Annotated in this window: 11 protein-coding genes; 4 read left to right on the forward strand and 7 right to left on the reverse strand. The window is 68.5% G+C overall.

The genetic code is table 11. The annotated features are described in order from the left end of the window. Positions 1 to 28 precede the first annotated feature (28 nt). The 6 genes from IPK85_07665 to IPK85_07690 all read right to left on the reverse strand — a co-directional run bounded on the left by IPK85_07665 (position 29) and on the right by IPK85_07690 (position 8,346). Entirely contained in the window at positions 29 to 454 is a 426-nt protein-coding gene (locus tag IPK85_07665; GenBank protein ID MBK8247254.1) for a nuclear transport factor 2 family protein, read from the reverse strand. A gap of 29 nt (positions 455 to 483) precedes the next feature. Continuing rightward, the gene (locus IPK85_07670) at positions 484 to 1,428 is read right to left on the reverse strand and encodes a serine hydrolase (protein MBK8247255.1); all 945 of its coding nucleotides are present in this window, start codon (positions 1,426 to 1,428) and stop codon (positions 484 to 486) included. Positions 1,429 to 1,530: 102 nt separating this feature from the next. After that, the gene (locus tag IPK85_07675) at positions 1,531 to 3,000 is read right to left on the reverse strand and encodes an amidohydrolase family protein (protein MBK8247256.1); all 1,470 of its coding nucleotides are present in this window, start codon (positions 2,998 to 3,000) and stop codon (positions 1,531 to 1,533) included. After that, entirely contained in the window at positions 2,997 to 3,383 is a 387-nt protein-coding gene (locus IPK85_07680; protein ID MBK8247257.1) for a DUF488 family protein, read from the reverse strand. The genes IPK85_07675 and IPK85_07680 overlap by 4 nt, the downstream gene beginning before the upstream one ends. A gap of 173 nt (positions 3,384 to 3,556) precedes the next feature. Beyond that, on the reverse strand, positions 3,557 to 4,675 hold the full coding sequence (locus IPK85_07685) for an esterase-like activity of phytase family protein (GenBank protein MBK8247258.1): 1,119 nt from the start codon (positions 4,673 to 4,675) through the stop codon (positions 3,557 to 3,559). Between the two features lie 359 nt (positions 4,676 to 5,034). Continuing rightward, complete coding sequence (locus IPK85_07690; GenBank protein MBK8247259.1) at positions 5,035 to 8,346, reverse strand: glycosyl hydrolase; 3,312 nt, start codon at positions 8,344 to 8,346, stop codon at positions 5,035 to 5,037. Between the two features lie 247 nt (positions 8,347 to 8,593). Between IPK85_07690 and IPK85_07695 the strand changes: the two genes are divergently transcribed. Beyond that, the gene (locus IPK85_07695) at positions 8,594 to 10,591 is read left to right on the forward strand and encodes an Ig-like domain-containing protein (GenBank protein MBK8247260.1); all 1,998 of its coding nucleotides are present in this window, start codon (positions 8,594 to 8,596) and stop codon (positions 10,589 to 10,591) included. A 117-nt stretch (positions 10,592 to 10,708) separates the two neighbouring features. Here IPK85_07695 and IPK85_07700 read toward each other — a convergent pair whose 3' ends face one another. Next, a complete protein-coding gene (locus IPK85_07700; protein ID MBK8247261.1) occupies positions 10,709 to 12,052 on the reverse strand; it encodes a hypothetical protein in 1,344 nt (447 codons plus the stop codon). A gap of 99 nt (positions 12,053 to 12,151) precedes the next feature. On the opposite strand from IPK85_07700, the gene IPK85_07705 reads away from it, so the two are divergent. The 3 genes from IPK85_07705 to IPK85_07715 are packed head-to-tail and all read left to right on the forward strand — an operon-like array spanning position 12,152 to position 18,886. Then, the gene (locus tag IPK85_07705; protein MBK8247262.1) at positions 12,152 to 12,829 is read left to right on the forward strand and encodes a TetR/AcrR family transcriptional regulator; all 678 of its coding nucleotides are present in this window, start codon (positions 12,152 to 12,154) and stop codon (positions 12,827 to 12,829) included. Between the two features lies 1 nt (position 12,830). Continuing rightward, positions 12,831 to 17,297, forward strand: coding sequence for a serine hydrolase (locus IPK85_07710; protein ID MBK8247263.1), 4,467 nt, complete (start codon positions 12,831 to 12,833; stop codon positions 17,295 to 17,297). After that, positions 17,294 to 18,886 carry a D-aminoacylase gene (locus tag IPK85_07715; protein ID MBK8247264.1) on the forward strand — a complete coding sequence of 531 codons (1,593 nt, stop codon included), beginning with the start codon at positions 17,294 to 17,296 and terminating at the stop codon, positions 18,884 to 18,886. The genes IPK85_07710 and IPK85_07715 overlap by 4 nt, the downstream gene beginning before the upstream one ends. The last annotated feature ends 71 nt before the right edge of the window (positions 18,887 to 18,957 follow it).

The raw sequence follows: 18,957 nt of genomic DNA on the forward strand, positions 1-18,957 counted from the left end.
TTCCGGTCTCAGGAAGGCCCAGCTGGCCTCAGGGTAGTCGAGTCGCCTGAAAGGCTACCAGCTGCCAGCGACCGTTCCGACGCACCCAGGTATCCGTGAAGCGGAGGGTGTACGGGGCAGGCTGTGCCGTGAGCTTGACCTTGAGCAGTCCGGTCACGACCCCCGTCTCTCCGTAGACCCTCGCCGCGAGTGAATCCGGGGTCGAATAGTCGAGCGCGTACGGTCCCCCGGCGCCGACCAGGGCAAGCACCTCGGCCTTCGTGTGTCGCACTCCACTCGTGCGACCATAGGTCAGGTCGGGCGCGAGGAGGGAATCGAGCGCGGCCTTGTCGGCCTTGAAGTCCGCCTCAAAGCGCCAGCGGGCCACCCGAAGGAGCGATTCGGTGGAGGCCGGTTGCGCGTCCGTTGCCGTGAACGGCAGCAACGCGAGTACGAGCTGGAGTGTGCACTTCATTTGAGGACGTGTTTGGGAGCGCGGATGGGCTACTTCCACGTATCGACAACGCGTTCCGCGATGCGACCGAGGGTGGCCTCGAGTTCAAAGAAGTCGCCCGTGTTCTGGTTGGTGAAGACGCTCACGATCGACGGGCCGCCGGGGTAGAAGATGATGCCGACATCATTGCCGGCGATCGGTGGCCAGTCGCCCGTCTTGTGCGCGACTTGTGCGCGAAAACCGATGCGCTGCGGCAATCGTGACGCGTAGAACTGGCGCCGCAGCATCCCGACCATGGCATCGCTCGACTGCTTCGAGGCGTACTTCGCGTTGAGCAGACCTTCCAGCATCACGGCCATTTCGCGGGCAGTGGTTCGGCCGAGCCAGCGGGTCGAGTCGCCCTCGAGCTTGAAGCTGCGCGCCGATGCCTGCGGGTCGCCGGGGAATCCGCGCGTGAACACCTCGCGATCTGTCATCGTGGCGTTCTTCGCGTCCGCGCGGATCCACACTTCGCGGAAGAGGTCACCGGTGGTGCGGAGCAAGCGCGTCTCCTTGAAGCCGAACTCGGCCAACATGGCGTTCACCCGGGCGAGCCCCACCGTTCGGATCATGATGTCTGTCGCGGTGTTGTCGCTCGTGATGATCATCTGCTCGATCAGGTCCCGGTACGTCGGGTTCAGTCCCACGTCGAAGTTCTGGATGAGCCCAGAGCCCCGCCGCAGGTCCTCCGGCTTGATCACGTGGCGGTCCGTCAGCTTGAGCTTGCCGGCTTCGGCGTCCCTAAACGCCAGGATCATCACCGGGATCTTGATGACACTCAACGTGTTCATGGGCGCATCCGCGCGAATCGCGACGGTACGGCCGGACGGCAGGTGCTTGGCGTAGAGGGAACTCTTCGCTTTCAGGGCATTGAGCTGCGTGGTGGAAAACGACTCAACGTCCTGGGCCTGGAGGGCGGCGCCCGTAAGGCACACGAGCAGCGTGGAGAAGCGCATGGCGGTGGGTGAAGGCCGGAGGGAATATGACCCTGGGGTCCTTCCCGGCAACCAATGGGAGAGGCGCGAGTTGGTACCCACGCCAGCCCGTCCGTCAGGCGGTCAGGGCCGGGCCGCGGGGGTGCGACGCGCCAGGTGTCCGCTTCCCGGCGCACCGCGCAGCTGGCCGTCTGCGAGGACGACTTCCCCGCGGCGCAGCACGGTGACGGGCCACCCCGTGACGGACCAGCCTTCGTAGGGCGAGTAGTCGGACTTGCCGTGATCGTCTTCCGCGCGGACCGGTCGCGTGAGTCGTGGGTCCCAGATGGCAATGTCGGCGTCAGCGCCTGCCCGGATGACGCCCTTCTGCGGGTACAGGCCGAAGATCTTCGCGGCATTCGTCGACGTGGCCGCGACAAATCGTTCGAGCGAACAGTTCCGCTTCCCCACTCCCTCGGAGAAGAACATGGGCAGCATGAACTGCAGGTCGCTGGCTCCCGGTCGAACGCGCGCAATGTTCAGCTGCGGATCCATCTTCTGCTCGCGCGTCCAGGGGGCATGGTCCGTCGCGAGGATGTCGATGCTGCCGTCGATCAACCCACGCATCATTGCGTTGACGTCAGGACGCGGGCGGAGGGGGGGCTGCCCGACGAAGAGCCGGTGGTCCGGTCCCCGCAGCTTCGATTCGTCCAGGTGAATGAACAGCGGGCGCGTCTCGATGGTCAGCGGGGCACCAGCGGCGCGGGCCGCGCGGCAGGCGTCGAGGGCGCGGGCGGACGACATGTGCACGATGTGCATCGCGGCCCGGGTGTCCTCGCATAGTCCCGCCGCCTGTGCCGTCGCGGTCACCTCGGCAACGACGGGTCGTGATTCAGGATAGTGCTCCAGTGACGTCTTGCCGGCGGCGGTCAGCCGGCGCACGGCGGCCGCCAGGAGGGCGCCGTCCTCGCAGTGGATCATCGTGACGACGCCGGCCGCACGCGCGGCCTCGAGGGTCTTGATGACCATCTCGAGGTTCGCCCCCCAGTCCGTGCGCACCATGTAGAACTTGATGCTGGGTTGGCCGCGTTCCACGAGCTGCGGCAGGACGGCGATCAGCTCCGGGGTGGGCGGCCAAACCGAGGCGTGCAGGATGACGTCGGCAATGGCCTCGCGCCCGACGGTCGCCTCCAAACGCGACAAGGCGTCGAGGGCCGACTCGCCGCGCGCCGGAGTGGCAAAGGTCCCCACCGTCGTGATGCCGCCGGCGAGCGCGGCCTGTGATCCGCTCGTCAGGTCGTCCGCAAAGGAGGGATGCAGGTGGGTGTGTGGATCGATCCCGCCGGGAAGGACGAGCTTGCCCGCGGCATCGATCACCTGTGTCCCCGCAGCCGGACGCAGGTTTCTCCCTACCTCTGCAATGCGCTCGCCCACGATGCGAACGTCGGCGACGGCGGAGCCCTCCGCATTCACGACGCGACCGCCGCGGATCAGCACCTCGCGTTCCTGTGTCCCGGCAGCCATCCCCAGGCGCGGCGCAACCAGGGCAGCGCCCGCGGCCACGCCGACGCGAATCACGTCGCGACGAGTGGGGTGGCGGCCGGGAGGAGTCATGGGAGGCGCGCGCCCTGTTCTGCGAGCACCTGTCGGAGGATCGTACGGTGACAGCGGGCTTCGTCCTCGCAATAGCAGCCCACCGAGAAGGTGGTGCGATGGGAGAGGAGGACGAGGAGGCCGAGCACGTGGGCTGCGGCCGGTGCGGTCAACTCGCGCCGGTAGCGCTTCTCGAACGCGGCCCACTGCTTGGGGGTGTTCGCCGCGAGGGCGACCTTCACCAGAGCATCACTCGGCGCGAGCTCGGGGAGCCAGGTGTCGTACCAGTTCCCGGAGGCGTAATCGGTCTTCTTTACCCCACGCGGCGGGCGGCGCACGGTCCCGATCCGCACTCCTTCACCGGGAACGCGTGGGGTGCCGAGCCGGACAACGTGAATGGCCATGAAATCGAGGGTGGTGGAGGGTAGTGTAACCTGCCACCGATTCCGCGCGCGGGCCATGAGGTGGCCGCAATTCCCTGCCTCGTCGTGTGTGAGCCGCGGTGGTGGGGGGTACCTTCATGCAGCAGGCCCCGACCTGTCTGGCCGGGGCCTGCTGTCACGCATGCCTGGACGGCTTAGCGAAGGGGCGGGGAAACCCGCACGGTCCAGAGCGTGTTGAAGTCCACGCGACCGTTGGGCAGCGTTTTCGGGATCAGTGCACCGGCGGCGTCGGTCACGCCAAAGTCATCGTCGTTGGAGATCACGATCCGGTCGTTCCCGATGACCGCGAGCCCTTCCGGCTTGTCGTGCGGATACCCGATGACATCGGTCAGCAGGTCAACCACCAGTTCCTTGGAGACCGGGACGATGCCGGCACCGGGGAAGTCGGTCACGGCTTCGAGGGTCGCGCCAAAGGCGCCATACGACTTGCCCGTGGATCCGTTGGCGAGATCGGATTCGTCCGTGGCACCCACCAGGCTGATGCGATAGATGCGCTTGACCGCCGCCGGTGGGAAGTTGCCGTCGCGTTCCAGCACGAGGAAGGTGGTCTCGTCGAGGGCAACGATCTCGCTCGAGAGCAAGCTGCTGCCCTCGAGGAGGTACACGTACTGCTTCGTGGCCGCCGGCGTCGGGTTGGCGGGGTCAAGGACCACGATCCGCAGGGCCCTGGAAGCGCGGCCGGCAGCGCGCGGGTTGTCGAGCGGTGACTGCATCATGCCGACGATCTTGCCGCCGGGTGTCATCGTCAGGCCTTCCATGCCGCGGTTGGCGCGACGCGTGAGGAACACGGCGGGGAGGGCCTGGGTGATTCCCGCACCGGCGCACGGGCCGTACCGCGCAATCTGCCGGCCCTGGGCATCGAAGCGGACGATGAACGGCCCGTACTCATCGGAGATCCAGAAGTCGCCGTTAGGCGCCACGGCGAGTCCCTCCGAGTCAATACCGTTGGGGTCGCTGACGGTGAACACGCCCGAGGGCTCCACGAGGTACCCTTTCTCGTTCGTCGAGCCGCAGCTTCCCAGCGGCAGCGGGAGGCCGGTGAGCGGCTTGCCTGACCCGAGGGCCAGGTTGATCGCCCGGGTCAGGCGGAGCGCGGTGCCGTTGGACGTGAACAATCCGAGGCGAGGGGCAAACCGCGGTGCAGGGAAGAGTTTCCCGTCCGGGTTCGTTCCCGGATAGTCCACGTTCGGCCCCCGATCCGTGAGGAACCAGTAGCTGCCAGGGGTCGGGCCGAGGGCAACGGCCGAACCCATGCCGCTGTTGAATACGCGGACCGAGGGCTGCCCGGGAATTGCGTGAAGTTGGTGAGGACCGACCGAGGCGTGAGTTCCTGGACGGACTCCAACGTGACCGAGTAGCTGCCCGCAAGTGGGCTGATCTCGCTCGTGGCTGCGGGAGCGATGGCGGTGGGTGCCGGTGCGTCCGCGCATGCAGCGAGGACGACGGCGACGGTGAACGGGGAGAGGACTCGACGGGACATTGGGCTCGGTCGGGGGAAAACCGAACCTCGGAACTGCCCGTCTCCCACGGATCACAGTCGCGCCACGGCGGTGTCACGTCGACGTGCGCGGATGCCGCGACGAAGCGCGGCATCCGGTCGATCGGAGTGGCGTTACCCCGATCCGATACGTCGTCCGGCGGTGTACGGTACCCCGGCTTCCTCCAGGGCCCGTTCGAGCGCGGGCACGTCGGTGTCGACGAGCTGCCGGAGCTTGCCCAGCTCAACACCCAACAACTCCTGCGCGATACGGTACTGTTCCGCCGCGGTCGTCGTCGGGGCCTGCAGCGTCCGGCCGAGCGAGCCTGCCGCCGCCTGAATGCGTTCGTTGATCGAGGCGGGTTGTGCATCCGAGCGCGAGCCCAACGATCGATCGCCAGACAGGGCGCGCTGGATCTCGGTGAGTCGGCGGGCGTACTCCCGCACGCGTGCCGCGTTGATCGCTGGGGCCCATGGCGCCTGATCCAGCGCGCGACGGATTTGGTCGAGTTTGGTCGCCGTTTCGGTGGCGACCTGCGTGGTGCTGTTCATGCGCCGCTGCAGCTCGCGTACTTCCGTTTGGAAGCGCCCGCGGGCTTGGTGATCCGCCAGCGTGAGGCCGCCGGTCGGGTCGAGCGTGACGTTGAAGGTCACGGGACCAGCGACCTGCGTGACGACGCCGCCCACGCGCTGGGCGAGGGTCACCGCGTACTTGCCCGGCACTACGTAGGGGCCGTTGCCACCGCCGCCGAAGCCACCACCGCCCTCGTCGCCCCCGGCGGGTCGCGCTGCGGTGAGTTGGTGCGAGGCGTGTCGCAGGTCCCAGGCCACGCGGTGCAATCCCCGTGCGGTCGGCCCGGTTACCTGCCGGATCGCCTTTCCCGACTCATCCATGATGGTCAGGATCATGGTGGGTGCCTCTTCCGCGGCTTCCGCGCGCAGCTCGTCAGCAGTCGGGTACTTGACCGGTTGCCCCGCACGCTCGGCGGCACGTTCCGCTGCTGTTCGCTTTTGGCGCAGCGTCTGGATGCCGTCCTTCAGTGAATAGGTGAACCAGGCGCCATACGTTGGATTGTCGCCGGAGTAGAGCATCTCGCCCTGGAAGGCGTTGCGACCGCCGCCATACCGCTGCGTTGGCACATACAGCAGCGCGTCACGCACCGGCCACATCGTCGCGGCGGCGGCGACGGTGGTGGCGTTCATCTGGCGCCACGCGGTGTAGTCATCCACGATCCAGATCCCGCGCCCGAAGGTGCCGAGGACGAGGTCGTTCTCACGCTTCTGGATCGCGATGTCCGCCACCTTGATCGTGGGCACGCCCGGGATCTTCATCCAGTTGGTTCCGCCGTTCTTGCTCACCCAGGCGGCAAACTCGGTGCCGAGGAAGAGGAGCTGCGGGTCGACGTGGTCTTCGTTGATGGCGAAGACGCCACCCCGCGCCGGCAGGTCGCCGGTGATGGAGGTCCAGGTGCGGCCGAGGTCAGATGTTTTCAGCGCGTAGGGCTTGAAGTCGCCGTTCTGGTGGTTGCTGAAGGTGACGTAGGCGACGTTGGCGTCGTGGTTCGACGGGCGGATGCGCGTGACGTACGCGTCCGTCGGCACGCCGGGGAACGACTCGATCTTGCGCCAGTTGGCGCCACCGTCCTCCGAGACCTGGACGAGGCCGTCGTCGGTGCCGACCCAGAGCAGTCCTTCCTTCCGTGGCGATTCCTGCAGCGCCGAGATGTTGGAGTAGTCGGCGGTGGAAGTGTTCTTGGCGACCGCGTCGGGTCCCCAGATCTTCCCCATCACCGCCAGCTTGTTCCGATCGACTTTGCGGGTGAGGTCGCCCGAGATCTTGCGCCACGTGTTGCCGCGATCGTCGGAGCGGTAGACCCACTGCGCCGCGATGTAGAGACGCTTGCTGTTGTGCGGCGAGATGATGTAGGGCGTGTCCCAGTTCCAGCGGAGCGCCGTGTCGCCCTTCGCTTCCTGCGGCTGGATCCCGATGCGCTCACCGGTGCGCTTGTCAAAGCGCGAGATCACGCCGTGCTGTGACTCGGAGTAGATGGTGTTGGGATCGTCCGGGTCGACGCGGGCGACAAAGCCGTCGCCGCCGGAGGTGACGAACACATCCTCGTTGAGGATCCCATGCTCGCTCTTCGTGCGGGACGGAAGCCCAAGCGAGTTGTTGTCCTGCAGACCGCCATAGACGTTGTAGAAGGGGAGGGCGTTGTCGGTGTCGACGTCGTAGTACTGGGCGAGCGGGAGGTTCTCGAAGAAGGTCCAGGTGGCCCCGCGGTCCCACGAGCGATAGAGCCCGCCGTCGTTGCCGACGAGGTAGTGGTTGGGGTTCTTCGGGTCGACCCAGATGATGTGGTTGTCGACGTGCATGTAGCGCTGGCCGAGGGCGCGCATGGAGCGGCCGCCGTCATCGCTGACCTGGAAGTTGACGTCGGGGATGTAGATGCGGTCGAGCTGGTGCGGGTCGGCGAAGACGTCGCCGTAGTACATGGAGCCCTGGTTGTAGTCCATGCGCCGTTCCCAGGTCACGCCGTTGTCGGTGGAGCGATACATGCCGCCCCGCCGGTTCGCGGCCTCGACCACGGCGTAGAGAATGTCCGGGTTGATCGGTGAGATCGCGAGCCCGATGCGCCCGAGCTCTTCATTGGGGAGCCCGGTGTTGACCTTCGTCCACGTCTTGCCGCCGTCGGTGGAGCGATGGAGTGCGCTCTCCGGCCCGCCATCGATGAGGGTGAAGAAATGGCGCCGGCGCTGGTAGGCGCTGGCCACGATCACGTCCGGGTTGCGTGGGTCGATGACCACGTCGCTGACGCCGGTGTGCTCGGAGATCTTGAGGACGTTCTCCCAGGTCTTCCCGCCATCTGTCGTCTTGTAGAGTCCGCGGTCGCCGCCACTGCTCCAGAGCGGGCCCTGCGCGGCGACGTAGACGATGTCCGAGTTCTTCGGGTGCACGACGATGCGGCCGATGTGCTCCGAGTTCTTGAGGCCGACATGCTTCCAGGAGCGGCCGCCGTCCTCGGACTTGTAGACGCCATCGCCGTAGGCCACGGAGCGCTGCGAGTTGCGCTCGCCGGTGCCGACCCAGACCACGTTGGGGTTCTTTGGGTCGAGCGTGATCCAGCCGATCGAGTAGGAGCCTTCCCGATCCATGATCGGGGTCCAGGATGCGCCGCCGGAGACCGACTTCCAGAGGCCGCCCGAGGCGGTGCCTACATATATGATGGCCGGGTTGTCCGGATGGACGGCGACCGTCATCACGCGCCCGCTGGTCATCGCGGGGCCGATGTCGCGGGCACGGAGCCCACCGATGTGCTCGGCGGTGATCGCCGGGCGTGGGGCGGCAGCGGAATCGGTGCGCGCGGCCGCCGGGCGGGCCGGGCGCTGTGCGAGGAGCGGGGACGCCAGGAGTACGCTGGCGACAAGGAGCTTGAGCGGCTGGATCATGGGTTGGTTCTGGTGGGGCAGGGTTTGGCTCGGAAGAAACGGCGAAACGCACGGGTTGGGGAGGGGCGCGGCGCGAACGTATCTCCGGTCGCGCTGACCTGGTCTTGATGCCCTCCCCTGTGGTTCCGTTGGGGTGGCCGTACGCGTCCGTCACATGGCGATCGCGGCGGCCGGTCGTCCGGGTGAGCCTCGACCGGGCTGTTTGGCGCTTGTCAGGTCGGACCCCTTTCAGAGAGCCCGCACCGCCATGCGCTCCCACCGCGTCCTCATAGCCGTCCTGGTCGTCACCGCCTGCGGTGGCGGAGGAGAGCAGGCCGCCGCCCCGCCGCCGCCGGCTCCACCGCCACCCGCGCCGGTTGCTACCGTGTCGATCACGCCGGCGTCGGTCACGTTGCGCCCAGGCGGGACCGCACAGTTGAGCGCTGCGACCCTCGACGCGGCTGGCGCACCGTTGACTGGACGCACGGTGACGTGGCGTAGTGGCACCCCGGATGTAGCCACGATTGGCGCGACTGGGCTCGTCACAGCGGTGGCGGCTGGAACCACGCAGATCACCGCGGAGTCGGAGAGCAGGACCGGAACAGCCACGGTGATCGTACAGGCCGCGGTGGCGCGCGTGGCGATGGACACCAGCGCGGCCTCCCTGGTCCCCGGGCAAACCATTCAGCTGCAGGCCGTCGGTCTCAGCGCTGCTGGCGACTCGCTGAAGGATCGCACCATCGCCTGGGCGACCGACGTCCCAACGGTTGCATCGATCAACGCGAGCGGCCTTCTCACGGCGGTTGCACCGGGGAGCGCGGTGGCCACGGCAACCGTTGAAGGAAGGACAGCCACGAGGCGCATCACCGTGAGGGACGGCGGGATCGTGTCCGGCTTGGGTCCGACCGTCATTACGGCCGCCGGCGGCGACGTCCGCCTCGAGATCCCGGTCGGCGCGGCGCCGGCCGGGCTGACGATCTCCGTCGCACCCGAAGCCACGCTCCCGGCCGCGCTCCCCGAACGCAACTGGCATCTAGGGCAGCCCCTGTACAAGCTGGGTCCCGACGGGACCCAATTTGCCAGCCCGGTCAAGGTCACGCTGAAGTACAACCCCGCGCGGCTCCCCGCGTGGGTGCTCCCCGGCGACATGGGGATCCAGCGATGGGATGGTACGCGGTGGCATGCGCTCGCCAACGTGACCGTCGACACGATCAACAAGACGGTCTCGGGGACGACGATGGGGTTCAGCACCTTTGGCTTCATCGGCCAGTTGCCGCCCGCCGTGATATCACCAACTCCCGGGAGCGTGAACTACAACCAGCGGTTCGTGGACTTCACGGCCAGCGTGCCGGGCCATCCCGACTCCTTGTTCCAGTTCGCATGGACGACCACGGGGTCCAACGGCTCCATCATCACGTCGTCGGGCAATACGGCGCAGTACTTCAGTGCGAGCCCCATTCTCCCGGGCGGGGTCCTCGACCTGGTCTTCGTGGATATCAGCGCCCCGATCCTCCGTGGGGGGCCGATCCTCCCGATGTTGCAGGCGACGACGCAAGTGGATGCCAGGCTCACCCTGACGTTCGAGCTCCAGCCCGGCTCGCAAAAGGTGGGATTCGGCGCCACGGCGAACCTGCAAGCCATCGTGCGCAATCCGGACGGCACGCAGTACCAGAGTACTGACCTGTTCTATGAGTACGTATACACGACCAACGCGGGTGATGTGAGCCCGCCGCAGAACACGCGCGTTCAGGTTGATCGGCCGGTCTACACCAGCTGGCCGGCGAAGCGACAGGTGAAGACTCCGCCGCGCGGTGAGAAGGTGACGGCGAAGTTCATCATGCGGGAGTGGGACTATGTCGGCCTGACGCGGACCGTGCGTGGGTTCCGCCAGATTGGAACGGCGGACGCCTTCCTCGAGATCGGCAAGGACACGCATGTCGGCCGCTTTCAGGTGGTGACCGTACCGAGCGGGTCCGGTGGGTGCGTCTCGGCCAACGTGTATGCGCCCAAGGTGAGCCCGGCGCCGGCGAGTTATACGATAACGGTCAAGTCGATCAGCGACCCAGGTGGGGTCGGCACGCAGTTCGTGAAGACCTTCACGGGTCCCACGGCATCGGGCCCGTTCCAGGTGGTGGACAGTGGGTCGGAGTATCGGATTACGCTGGCCTCGGGGTGCGCGCAGTCCCAGAGTGCCGTGGCCTTCCGGCAGAATCTCTACGCGACAAACTTCGGCAACGCGGATGTGGAGGTACTGATCGTTCCATAGTCGGATTCAGCACCTCTCAGGAGGCGCGAGGGCTGCGCTGACGACGTGATCGGGCGTGTCAAACGTTTGTGCGGCGCGGTGATACGCTCGACGCCCGCCCGCGACGATCCGTACGCCTCAGGCGCCCACGAGGTTCTTTCGGGGATCGATGATGCGCAGCACGCCGTCGATGCCGGGCTGGTTGAACCCCTTGAAGCCGTCGTTCCGCTCGAGGTTCTCGAGGTGGGAGCCAATGGCGCCATTGAGGCGGAAGTCCTCCGCCTGCTCCGCGGTGATCACCCCCGCGCGCTCCAGGGCGTCGACGCGCGCCGGGTCCACGGCCCACCATTCCCCCTCAGTGAGTGCCTGGTAGAGGTGCGGGAAGTCGGAGAACGGTTGCATGAACGCGATCCCCGCCGCCTCGAGCTGCGACTGCATCCGCGTGTGGTCGTACATGCACTCCAAGTGGTTGATCCCGGCCTCCAGCATCGACTCGCCGTGGAGGGCACACCAGAGGCCGGCCCGCTTGAGGAAGGGGAGCGGCCGCAGGTGCAGGTGCGCGAAGTCGATGTCGAGTTCGTCGGGGGCGAGGTCGATGTCGGCGAAGATGACGGCGCCTAACGCCGGTTGCTCGAGGATCTGCGAGCCCCACCCGGCGGCGTGTCCGGCGTAGAACAACTCGCGGCACTCGAAGCCCAGCGCCTCGAGGACGCCCACACAGCGATGGAACCACTCGCGCGAGCTGTCATAGGTGTGGTGGTCCTGGTTGGCCCATCCGATCCCGTGGGCGTCCTGGCGCGCCTTCTGGACGCGGCCGGCGTGATTGCGACGTTCCCAATACTCACGCTCGGCGCGGAGCCAGAGCCAGCACGCCCAGTTGCGCCCGAGGTCGGCGACCGCACGCGCAACGAGCGCGTCGGTGTAATCGTAGCCCGCGCCGATCGCGTCGAATTCGCGTCGGCGTGCACGGAACGCCTGGAGGTGGATCCGGGCGGCGCGCAGGGTGGCGGCCGGTGGGTCCGCGGGCTCGAAGTCGGTGGACCCGCGACGCTCGATGGCATCGAAGGCGACGCCGTCCGCGGCGGCGAAGCGCACGCGGCGGAACGGGGCGTGACGCGCGCCCTCGATCCGGGTCGTGAGCCGCTGCGCCGCCACGAACTCGTCGACGTACTCGACCTTGAACGCGACCGTCAGGCCCGTGTCGCCGGTGACGATCGCCGGGAAGAGCCCGGTGGGATTTCGCCAAACACCGGATAGCAGCGGGTCCGCCGTCCACCCGGCCTCGGCGAACTGGCGCCGGAGCCCGTCATCACTCACGCGGAGGTGATCGAGGATGTCCACCAGGCGGACGCCGATGTCGTCGCGGAGTCGGGTCGCGAGGGCAGCGGCGGCCGGCACGCGGGCGAGGGCCTCGTCGAGCACTCGCGTCACGAGGGCCGCGGCGTGCGGTTGGGTGGTCCAGGTGCGATCGTGTCGGGTCATGGTCGGCGCGATGAGGGGGCGTCTCTGGTGGCGGTGCCCCGGGCGGCGTGTTACCATAACGGCCGTTATGAAAACTGGCAACCAGAGGGCCATCCGCCCATGAGCCGCCCCCGGGGCGACCACGACGAACGGCGCGAAGTGATCGGCCTGGCGGCCGCCGAGGTCATCGCGACCCGTGGCCTCGCGCAGCTCACCCTGCGCGACCTCGCGGCCGAACTCGGCGTGACCACCGGGGTGCTCACGCACTACTTCCCGTCCAAGGACGCGCTGGTGGCCTACACCAAGGAGTTGGTCTTCGACCTCCGCTTTGTGCGCGCCCAGCAGGCGGCTGAGGGGCTGGAGGGGATCGAGCGACTTCACGCCGTGGTTGCCGAGATGCTCCCGGTGGACGCGGAGCGTCGCACGGGATGGCGGGTCCTCGTCGCGTTCCAGGGCAGCGCGGTTGGCTCGGCGCCCATGCGCCGTGCACACGACCGTCGCATGCGCCGGTGGTTTGCCCTGTTCGATGACCTCGTGGCTCCCCTGGAAACCCACGCGGCGCAGGGTGGCATGGCTGTCGCGTTCCTGGTGGAGGGGATGGCCATTCACCTGTCGATGATGGAGCCACCGATGCCGGCCGCGTGGCAGCTTGCCTTCGCGCGCGAGCAGGTGGATCGGCTGGTGGGCGCGCGCTCGCCCGGCACGGCCCGCCGCGCCGCCGCTCGCCCCCGAGGGGCACGCCGCACCCTGAACACCCGGCGCACCACGCGATCCCCCGACGTCTCGCCGACCTCCTGACATGACCTGCGCACCGCTGCGACGCCTCGCCACGTCGATCGCCCTCCTGCTGTCGGTCCCGTGTCCATCGACCGCCCTGGCCCAGGACCCCACCAGTGCACGCACCGTGTCGTTCACGACCAGCGAGGGGACGTGGATCTCCCTCGATGTGAGCCGCGACGGACGCATGCTGGTGTTCGAGTTGCTGGGGGACCTGTACACCCTGCCGGTGGACGGCGGCAGCGCCCGCCCGCTCATCACGGGCCGGGCCTTCCAGTCGCAGCCGCGCTACTCCCCGGATGGCCGGCACCTCGCCTACATCTCGGATGCGACCGGCGCGGACAACATCTGGATTGCTGCCGCTGATGGCACGGGCGCCCGTGCGCTCACACGCGTCCCCCGCTCGGGGATGCTGTCACCGGCCTGGTCGGCCGACGGGCGATTCATCCTGGTGACGGTGGCCGACTACTTCGCGTCGCGCGCGGCCGAGCTGTGGCGGTATGACGTGGCCACCGGGGCGGGGGAGCGCCTCGTCGAGAACTCCAATGGACCGCCGTCCCTGCTGGTCTCGGCCCCCGCCCCGGGGATCTACGGCGCCTCGCCTTCTCCCGATGGTGCGAGTACCTGGTTTGCGTCGGTCACGCCGCGATCGCACCTGGCACGCAGTGGGGCGGCCAGCGTGCTCATGCGCCTGCCGGCGTCCGGCGGTGCGGCGGCCCCGGTGGTCGTGGAGGGGACGCCGGCGATGAAGCCCCTGCTGTCCCCGGATGGAGCGCGGCTGGTCTACGGCACAGTGCGCGAGGGGCGCACGGGGTGGAAGGTCCGGGAGCTGGCGACTGGCGCCGAGCGGTGGCTCGCCGGTGACGTCGATCGCCACCAGCTGGAGTCCCGGGCGTCTCGCGACGTGATGCCTAACGTCGCCTTCTCACCGGATGGGCGGTACCTCTTTGCGGCTTATCGGGGGAAGATCCATCGACACGGCGTCATGGACGGCTCGGATGTCGTGGTGCCGTTCACCGCAAATGTGCAGCTGCAGGTGGAACCGACCCTCCACACGGCGCACCGCGTCGACACGGGCGCGGTACGCGCACGGCGCCTGCAGCATGTGGCAGCCGGGCCGATGGGTCGCGTGGCGTTCTCCACGCTGGGCCGCCTGTGGAGCATGGACGGCGAGGGGCGCGTCCCCCGTCGCGTCACCGGGACCGCGCGTGCGCGCGAGTTCATGCCGGCATGGTCGCCGGATGGGCGCTGGATCGCGTTTGTCACCTGGGATGAAACCGGTGGCGCGGTCTGGAAGGTGCGAGCGGATGGCCAGGGCGACCCGGTGCGCCTGACGGAGGCGCCCGCATACTGGATCGATCCGGCGTGGAGCCCGGATGGCGCGACGATCGTCGCGTTGACGGCGCCATTGCGCTCGACGCTCCAGGCACCGCCCGGCGGCTTCCCGCCTGACCTGCAGCTGGCGGTGATCCCGGCCACTGGTGGCACCCTGCGCATGGTTGGGGCCGCGATGGGGATGCGCACGCCGCACTTTGTTGGAGGAGACAACGGGCGGGCGTGGCTCAGCGCCCCGGTCGGGCTGGTCTCGGTGGGGCTGGCCGGCGGGGACCAACGGGTGGAGGCCCGCCTGGGGGCCGCCGCTCCTCCCGGTATTCAGCTGCGGGCGAACCCCACGGGAACGCAGGTCGCTGCGCGCACCGGGCGGCAGCTGCTCACGGTGCCGCTGCCGGCTACCGCGGCGCCCCGATCCATCAGCCTGGCGCAAGGTGTCGTGGCCACGGATGGGGATCCCACGGACTGGGCCTGGTCCGCGGACGGGGCCGGACTGACGTGGGTCAATGGCGCCACGTTGCATCGAGCACGGACGGGTGCTGCGGCGACCGCTGCCCCCGTGCTGGTGTCGTTGCCGCGCGCCATCCCCGGTGGGAGCGTCGTGCTGCGCGGGGCCACGGCGATCACGATGCGCGGCACCGAGGTGATCCCCGACGCCGAGGTCGTGGTGACCAACGGGCGCATTGCCGCGTTGGGGGCGCGCGGAACGGTGACGCTGCCAGCGGGTGCACCGGTGATCGATGTGCGCGGCAAGTACATCGCGCCGGGGTTCATTGATCTGCATGCCCACTGGAGCCCGGCTGGTGAGCTGCTGCAGCCGGAATCCACGAATGGGCTGGCGAACCTCGCGACGGGAGTGACGACGGTGCGAGATCCGCAGGTGACGCCCGAGGTGTTCGGCCTCGCGGACATGATCGAGGTGGACCAGGTGCCGAGTCCGCGACTCCTCTCCACCGGTCCGGGGGTCTTCAGCTCCACCAACTTCCAATCGGACGACGACGCGCTCCGGACCCTGCGACGGTATCGCGACGAGTACGGCACCGCCTACATCAAGTCATACCAGGTCGGGACGCGGCAGCAGCGGCAATGGGTCGTGCAGGCCGCGCGCACCCTCGGCCTCATGCCCACCACCGAGGGGGCCGCCGATACCAAGGAGAACCTCACGCATGTGATGGACGGCTTCTCCGGCCTCGAACACTCGATCCCGGACGCGCCCGCCTACGACGACGTCATCCAGGTCTTTGCGCGGACCGGGATCACGAACACGCCAACGCTCGTCGTGGCCTTTGGGGCTGCGCTCCCGGTGCATCGGTTGCTCGCGCAGGAGCGGCCCCACGAGGATGAGCGCGTCAACCGCTGGTTCCCCGACGGCGCGCTCTTCCAGCGCACCTCCGCGCGGCTCCTCTGGATGCCGCCCGAGGAACACAACCTCAAGGATGCCGGCGCCCTGGCCACGGCCGTGCTGCGTGCGGGCGGGCGCATCGGGCTGGGTGGCCACGGCGAGGTGCAGGGGCTCTCCAACCACTGGGAGATGCGGCTCCTCGCCGAGGGCGGGATGACGCCGCACGAAGTGCTGCAGGTCGCCACCCTCCAGGGCGCGCGTGCGCTGGGGCTGGAGGAAGACCTCGGGTCGCTCGCGGTGGGGAAGGTGGCGGACCTCGTCGTGCTCGACGCCAATCCCCTCGTCGACATCCGCGCCACGCGCAGCATTGCCTACGTGATGAAAGCCGGGACCCTCCGGCTCGGGACGACGCTGAACCAGGTATGGCCCTCGCCGGGGCCGGTGCGCATGCCCTGGTCCTTGCAGCGCGAGGCGCAGCCGGTGGTTGGGGCCGTGGATGCGCTGGTGCGTCGCACGATGGAGGCGGCTCGCATCCCGGGGATCGGCCTGGCGGTGGTCCGGCGCGGCGAGGTGGTGGTCGCGCGTGGGTACGGGGTCGCGGAGCTGGAGCATCGCACCCCCGTCACCGACGAGACGATGTTCCTGTCGGGGTCGATGGGGAAACAATTCACTGCTGCCGGGATCCTTGCCCTCGTCGAGGACGGTCGCCTCGGGCTCGATACCTCGATCCGGCGATACCTCCCGGAGGCTCCGGCCACCTGGGAGCCGATCACGATCCGGCACCTGCTCAGCCACCGCTCCGGCATCCCCGACTACACCGGCGACAACTTCGACTACCGCAAGGACTACACGGACGCGGAGTTGCTGGCGATGTCGGCGGCGCTCACCCTCGAGTTTCCTGCCGGGTCACGGTGGAACTACTCGAACACGGGGTACGTGCTGCTCGGGATCGTGATGACGCGGGTGACCGGCAAGCCGTACCACGCATTCCTGCGCGAGCGCATCTTCACGCCGGCGGGGATGCCCACCATCCGCGTGATCACGGAGTCGTCGGTCGTCCCACACCGCGCCCGGGGGTACAACCTCGTGCCCGGGGGATGGGAGCATGCCGCATGGGTCGCACCGCAGCTCAACACCACGGCGGATGGCTCGATGCTCCTCTCCCTTCGTGACATGATCGCCTGGAACGAGGTCGTGCGGACGCGACGCATCCTCCGCGCCGAACACTGGGCACTCATGATGTCGGCGACCCCGCTCAACAGCGGGCGCACCTACCCCTACGGGTTCGGCTGGTTCATTGGCGAAGCGGGGGGGCAGGTGGTGCAGGAACACGGCGGTGCCTGGCAAGGGTTCATCACGCAGTACACGCGCTTTGCCGACGACGACCTGGCGGTGGTGGTGCTGTCCAATGCGCGGACCCCCGTGCCGCCAACCCTGGCCATGGAGGTGGCCGCGCTGTTCAACCCGCGCCTGGCGCCGGTGCCCGCCCCATCCACCCCCATCGCGGATGGAGAACCCGCCGCCACCGCCTACGTGCGAGGGATCCTCGTGAAGGGTGCCAGCGGGGAACTCGACCTCGCTGACTTCGAGGTGGTGCGGCAGACGATCTTCCCACGCATTCGTGCGGCCCTCACCGGCGCGCTGCGCGGCAAGGCAACGCCGACGCGTCTGGAGCTGCTCGCCCGACGCGAGGTGGGGGACGACGTGGAGCGGCAGTACTTCGCCTGGTACGGCACCGAGCGATTTCGCGTGATCGTTTCCATCGGTCCCGCGGGACGCCTGACCGCAGTGCGGGTGACACCAGAGGCACCATGAGCCACCAGCGGTGGGGATGGGTGGTGTGTGCGGCGAGCGCGCTCGCCCTGGCCACGGCGTGTGCGCCGGCCCCGGCGTACGACCTGGTGCTCACCGGTGGGACGGTCGTTGATGGCACCGGCGCCGCACGGCGTACGGCCGACGTTGCAGTGCGTGGCGGTCGCATCGTCGCCGTGGCTCCCGACCTCTCCGTGAAAAGCGCGCAGCGCGTGATCGACGTCTCCGGCCTCGTGGTGGCACCCGGCTTCTGGGACAACCACGCCCACCTCGTGACGCTCGCCGAGCATCCACTGGCGGAGAACTTCATCCGGCAGGGGATCACGACGGTGCTGGCCCCGCAACACTCACAGGACCAGCCCTTTCCGCTCGACGCCTACCGGGACAGCGTGCGGATGGCGCCTAACGTGGGGCTGTTCGCCGGGCATACGTGGACTCGGAAGCGCGTCATGGGACTCGCGAACCGCGCGCCAACCGCGGCGGAGCTGGCGTGGATGGAAGCACTCGTGGATTCGTCGATGCAGCAGGGCGCGCTTGGGCTGGCCACCGGACTGGAGTACGTGCCGGCCACGTATGCCGGCGTTGACGAGGTCGCCGCCCTCGCGGCCGTGGCCGCTCGCCACGGCGGCATCTACGTGACCCACATGCGGGACGAAGGGGCCGCGGTGATGGAGTCCCTGCGTGAGACGCTGGAAGTGGGGCGTCGCGCGGGCATTCCCGTGCAGGTCAACCACCTCAAGGTCACCGGGGCGGCGCAGTGGGGGTGGAGCGAGCGGATGCTCGCCCTGCTCGATTCCGCACGTGCCGCGGGGCAACCGGTAGCCTTCGACGTCTATCCCTACACAGCGTACAGTACCTACTCGGACCTGATGTTCCCGGCGTGGGCGCTGGCCGATGGCCCCGCTGCCTTCCGCAAGCGGGTGGCCAACCCCGCGACGCGCCAGCGCCTCGTGCGCGAGATGCGCGACCTGTTCCCCCGACAGACCGGTGCCGAGCCGTCGTCGATCCAGTTCCGCGAGGTGACGCACGACTCCACCCTCGCCGGCAAGACCCTGCATGACTACCTCGTGGCGCGTGGTCGCCCAACCACCGTCGTGGCCGCGGTTGAAGCCCTCATTGAGCTGCAGGTCGCTGGCGGGTTCATCGGGATCTTCCACGGGATGGACGAGCGCGACGTCGTGCGATTCCTCGCGCACCCGGCCACGATGATCGAGACCGACGGCGACCTGGTGGTCCCCGGACGCGGGCATCCGCACCCACGCACCTATGGCTCGTTTCCACGCGTGCTGGGGCGCTACGTACGCGACAGCGGGGTGATCACGCTGGAGGCGGCGGTGCAGCGGATGACCTCCCTCCCGGCGCAGTGGCTCGGCATCGCCGATCGTGGCACCCTGGCAGCAGGGAAGGTGGCGGATGTCGTGGTGTTCGACCCGCGGACCATCCAGGATCGTTCGACCTACCTGGATCCACACCACTATCCGGAGGGCATCCACCACGTAGTGGTCAACGGCGTCCTTGCCCTGGAGGCAGGTGCGATGACGGGGGCGCGTCCCGGGGTCTTCCTCTCTCGGGGACGAGCCGCGGCGCGTTAGCGTGCGCCTTGCCGGGCGCCCGGGCACGGGGGCAAGGCTTAGCTTTCGGCGGGGCGCCGCGCTCGCGGTGC

Source organism: Gemmatimonadota bacterium (genome assembly GCA_016712265.1).
Lineage (GTDB): Bacteria > Gemmatimonadota > Gemmatimonadetes > Gemmatimonadales > Gemmatimonadaceae > RBC101.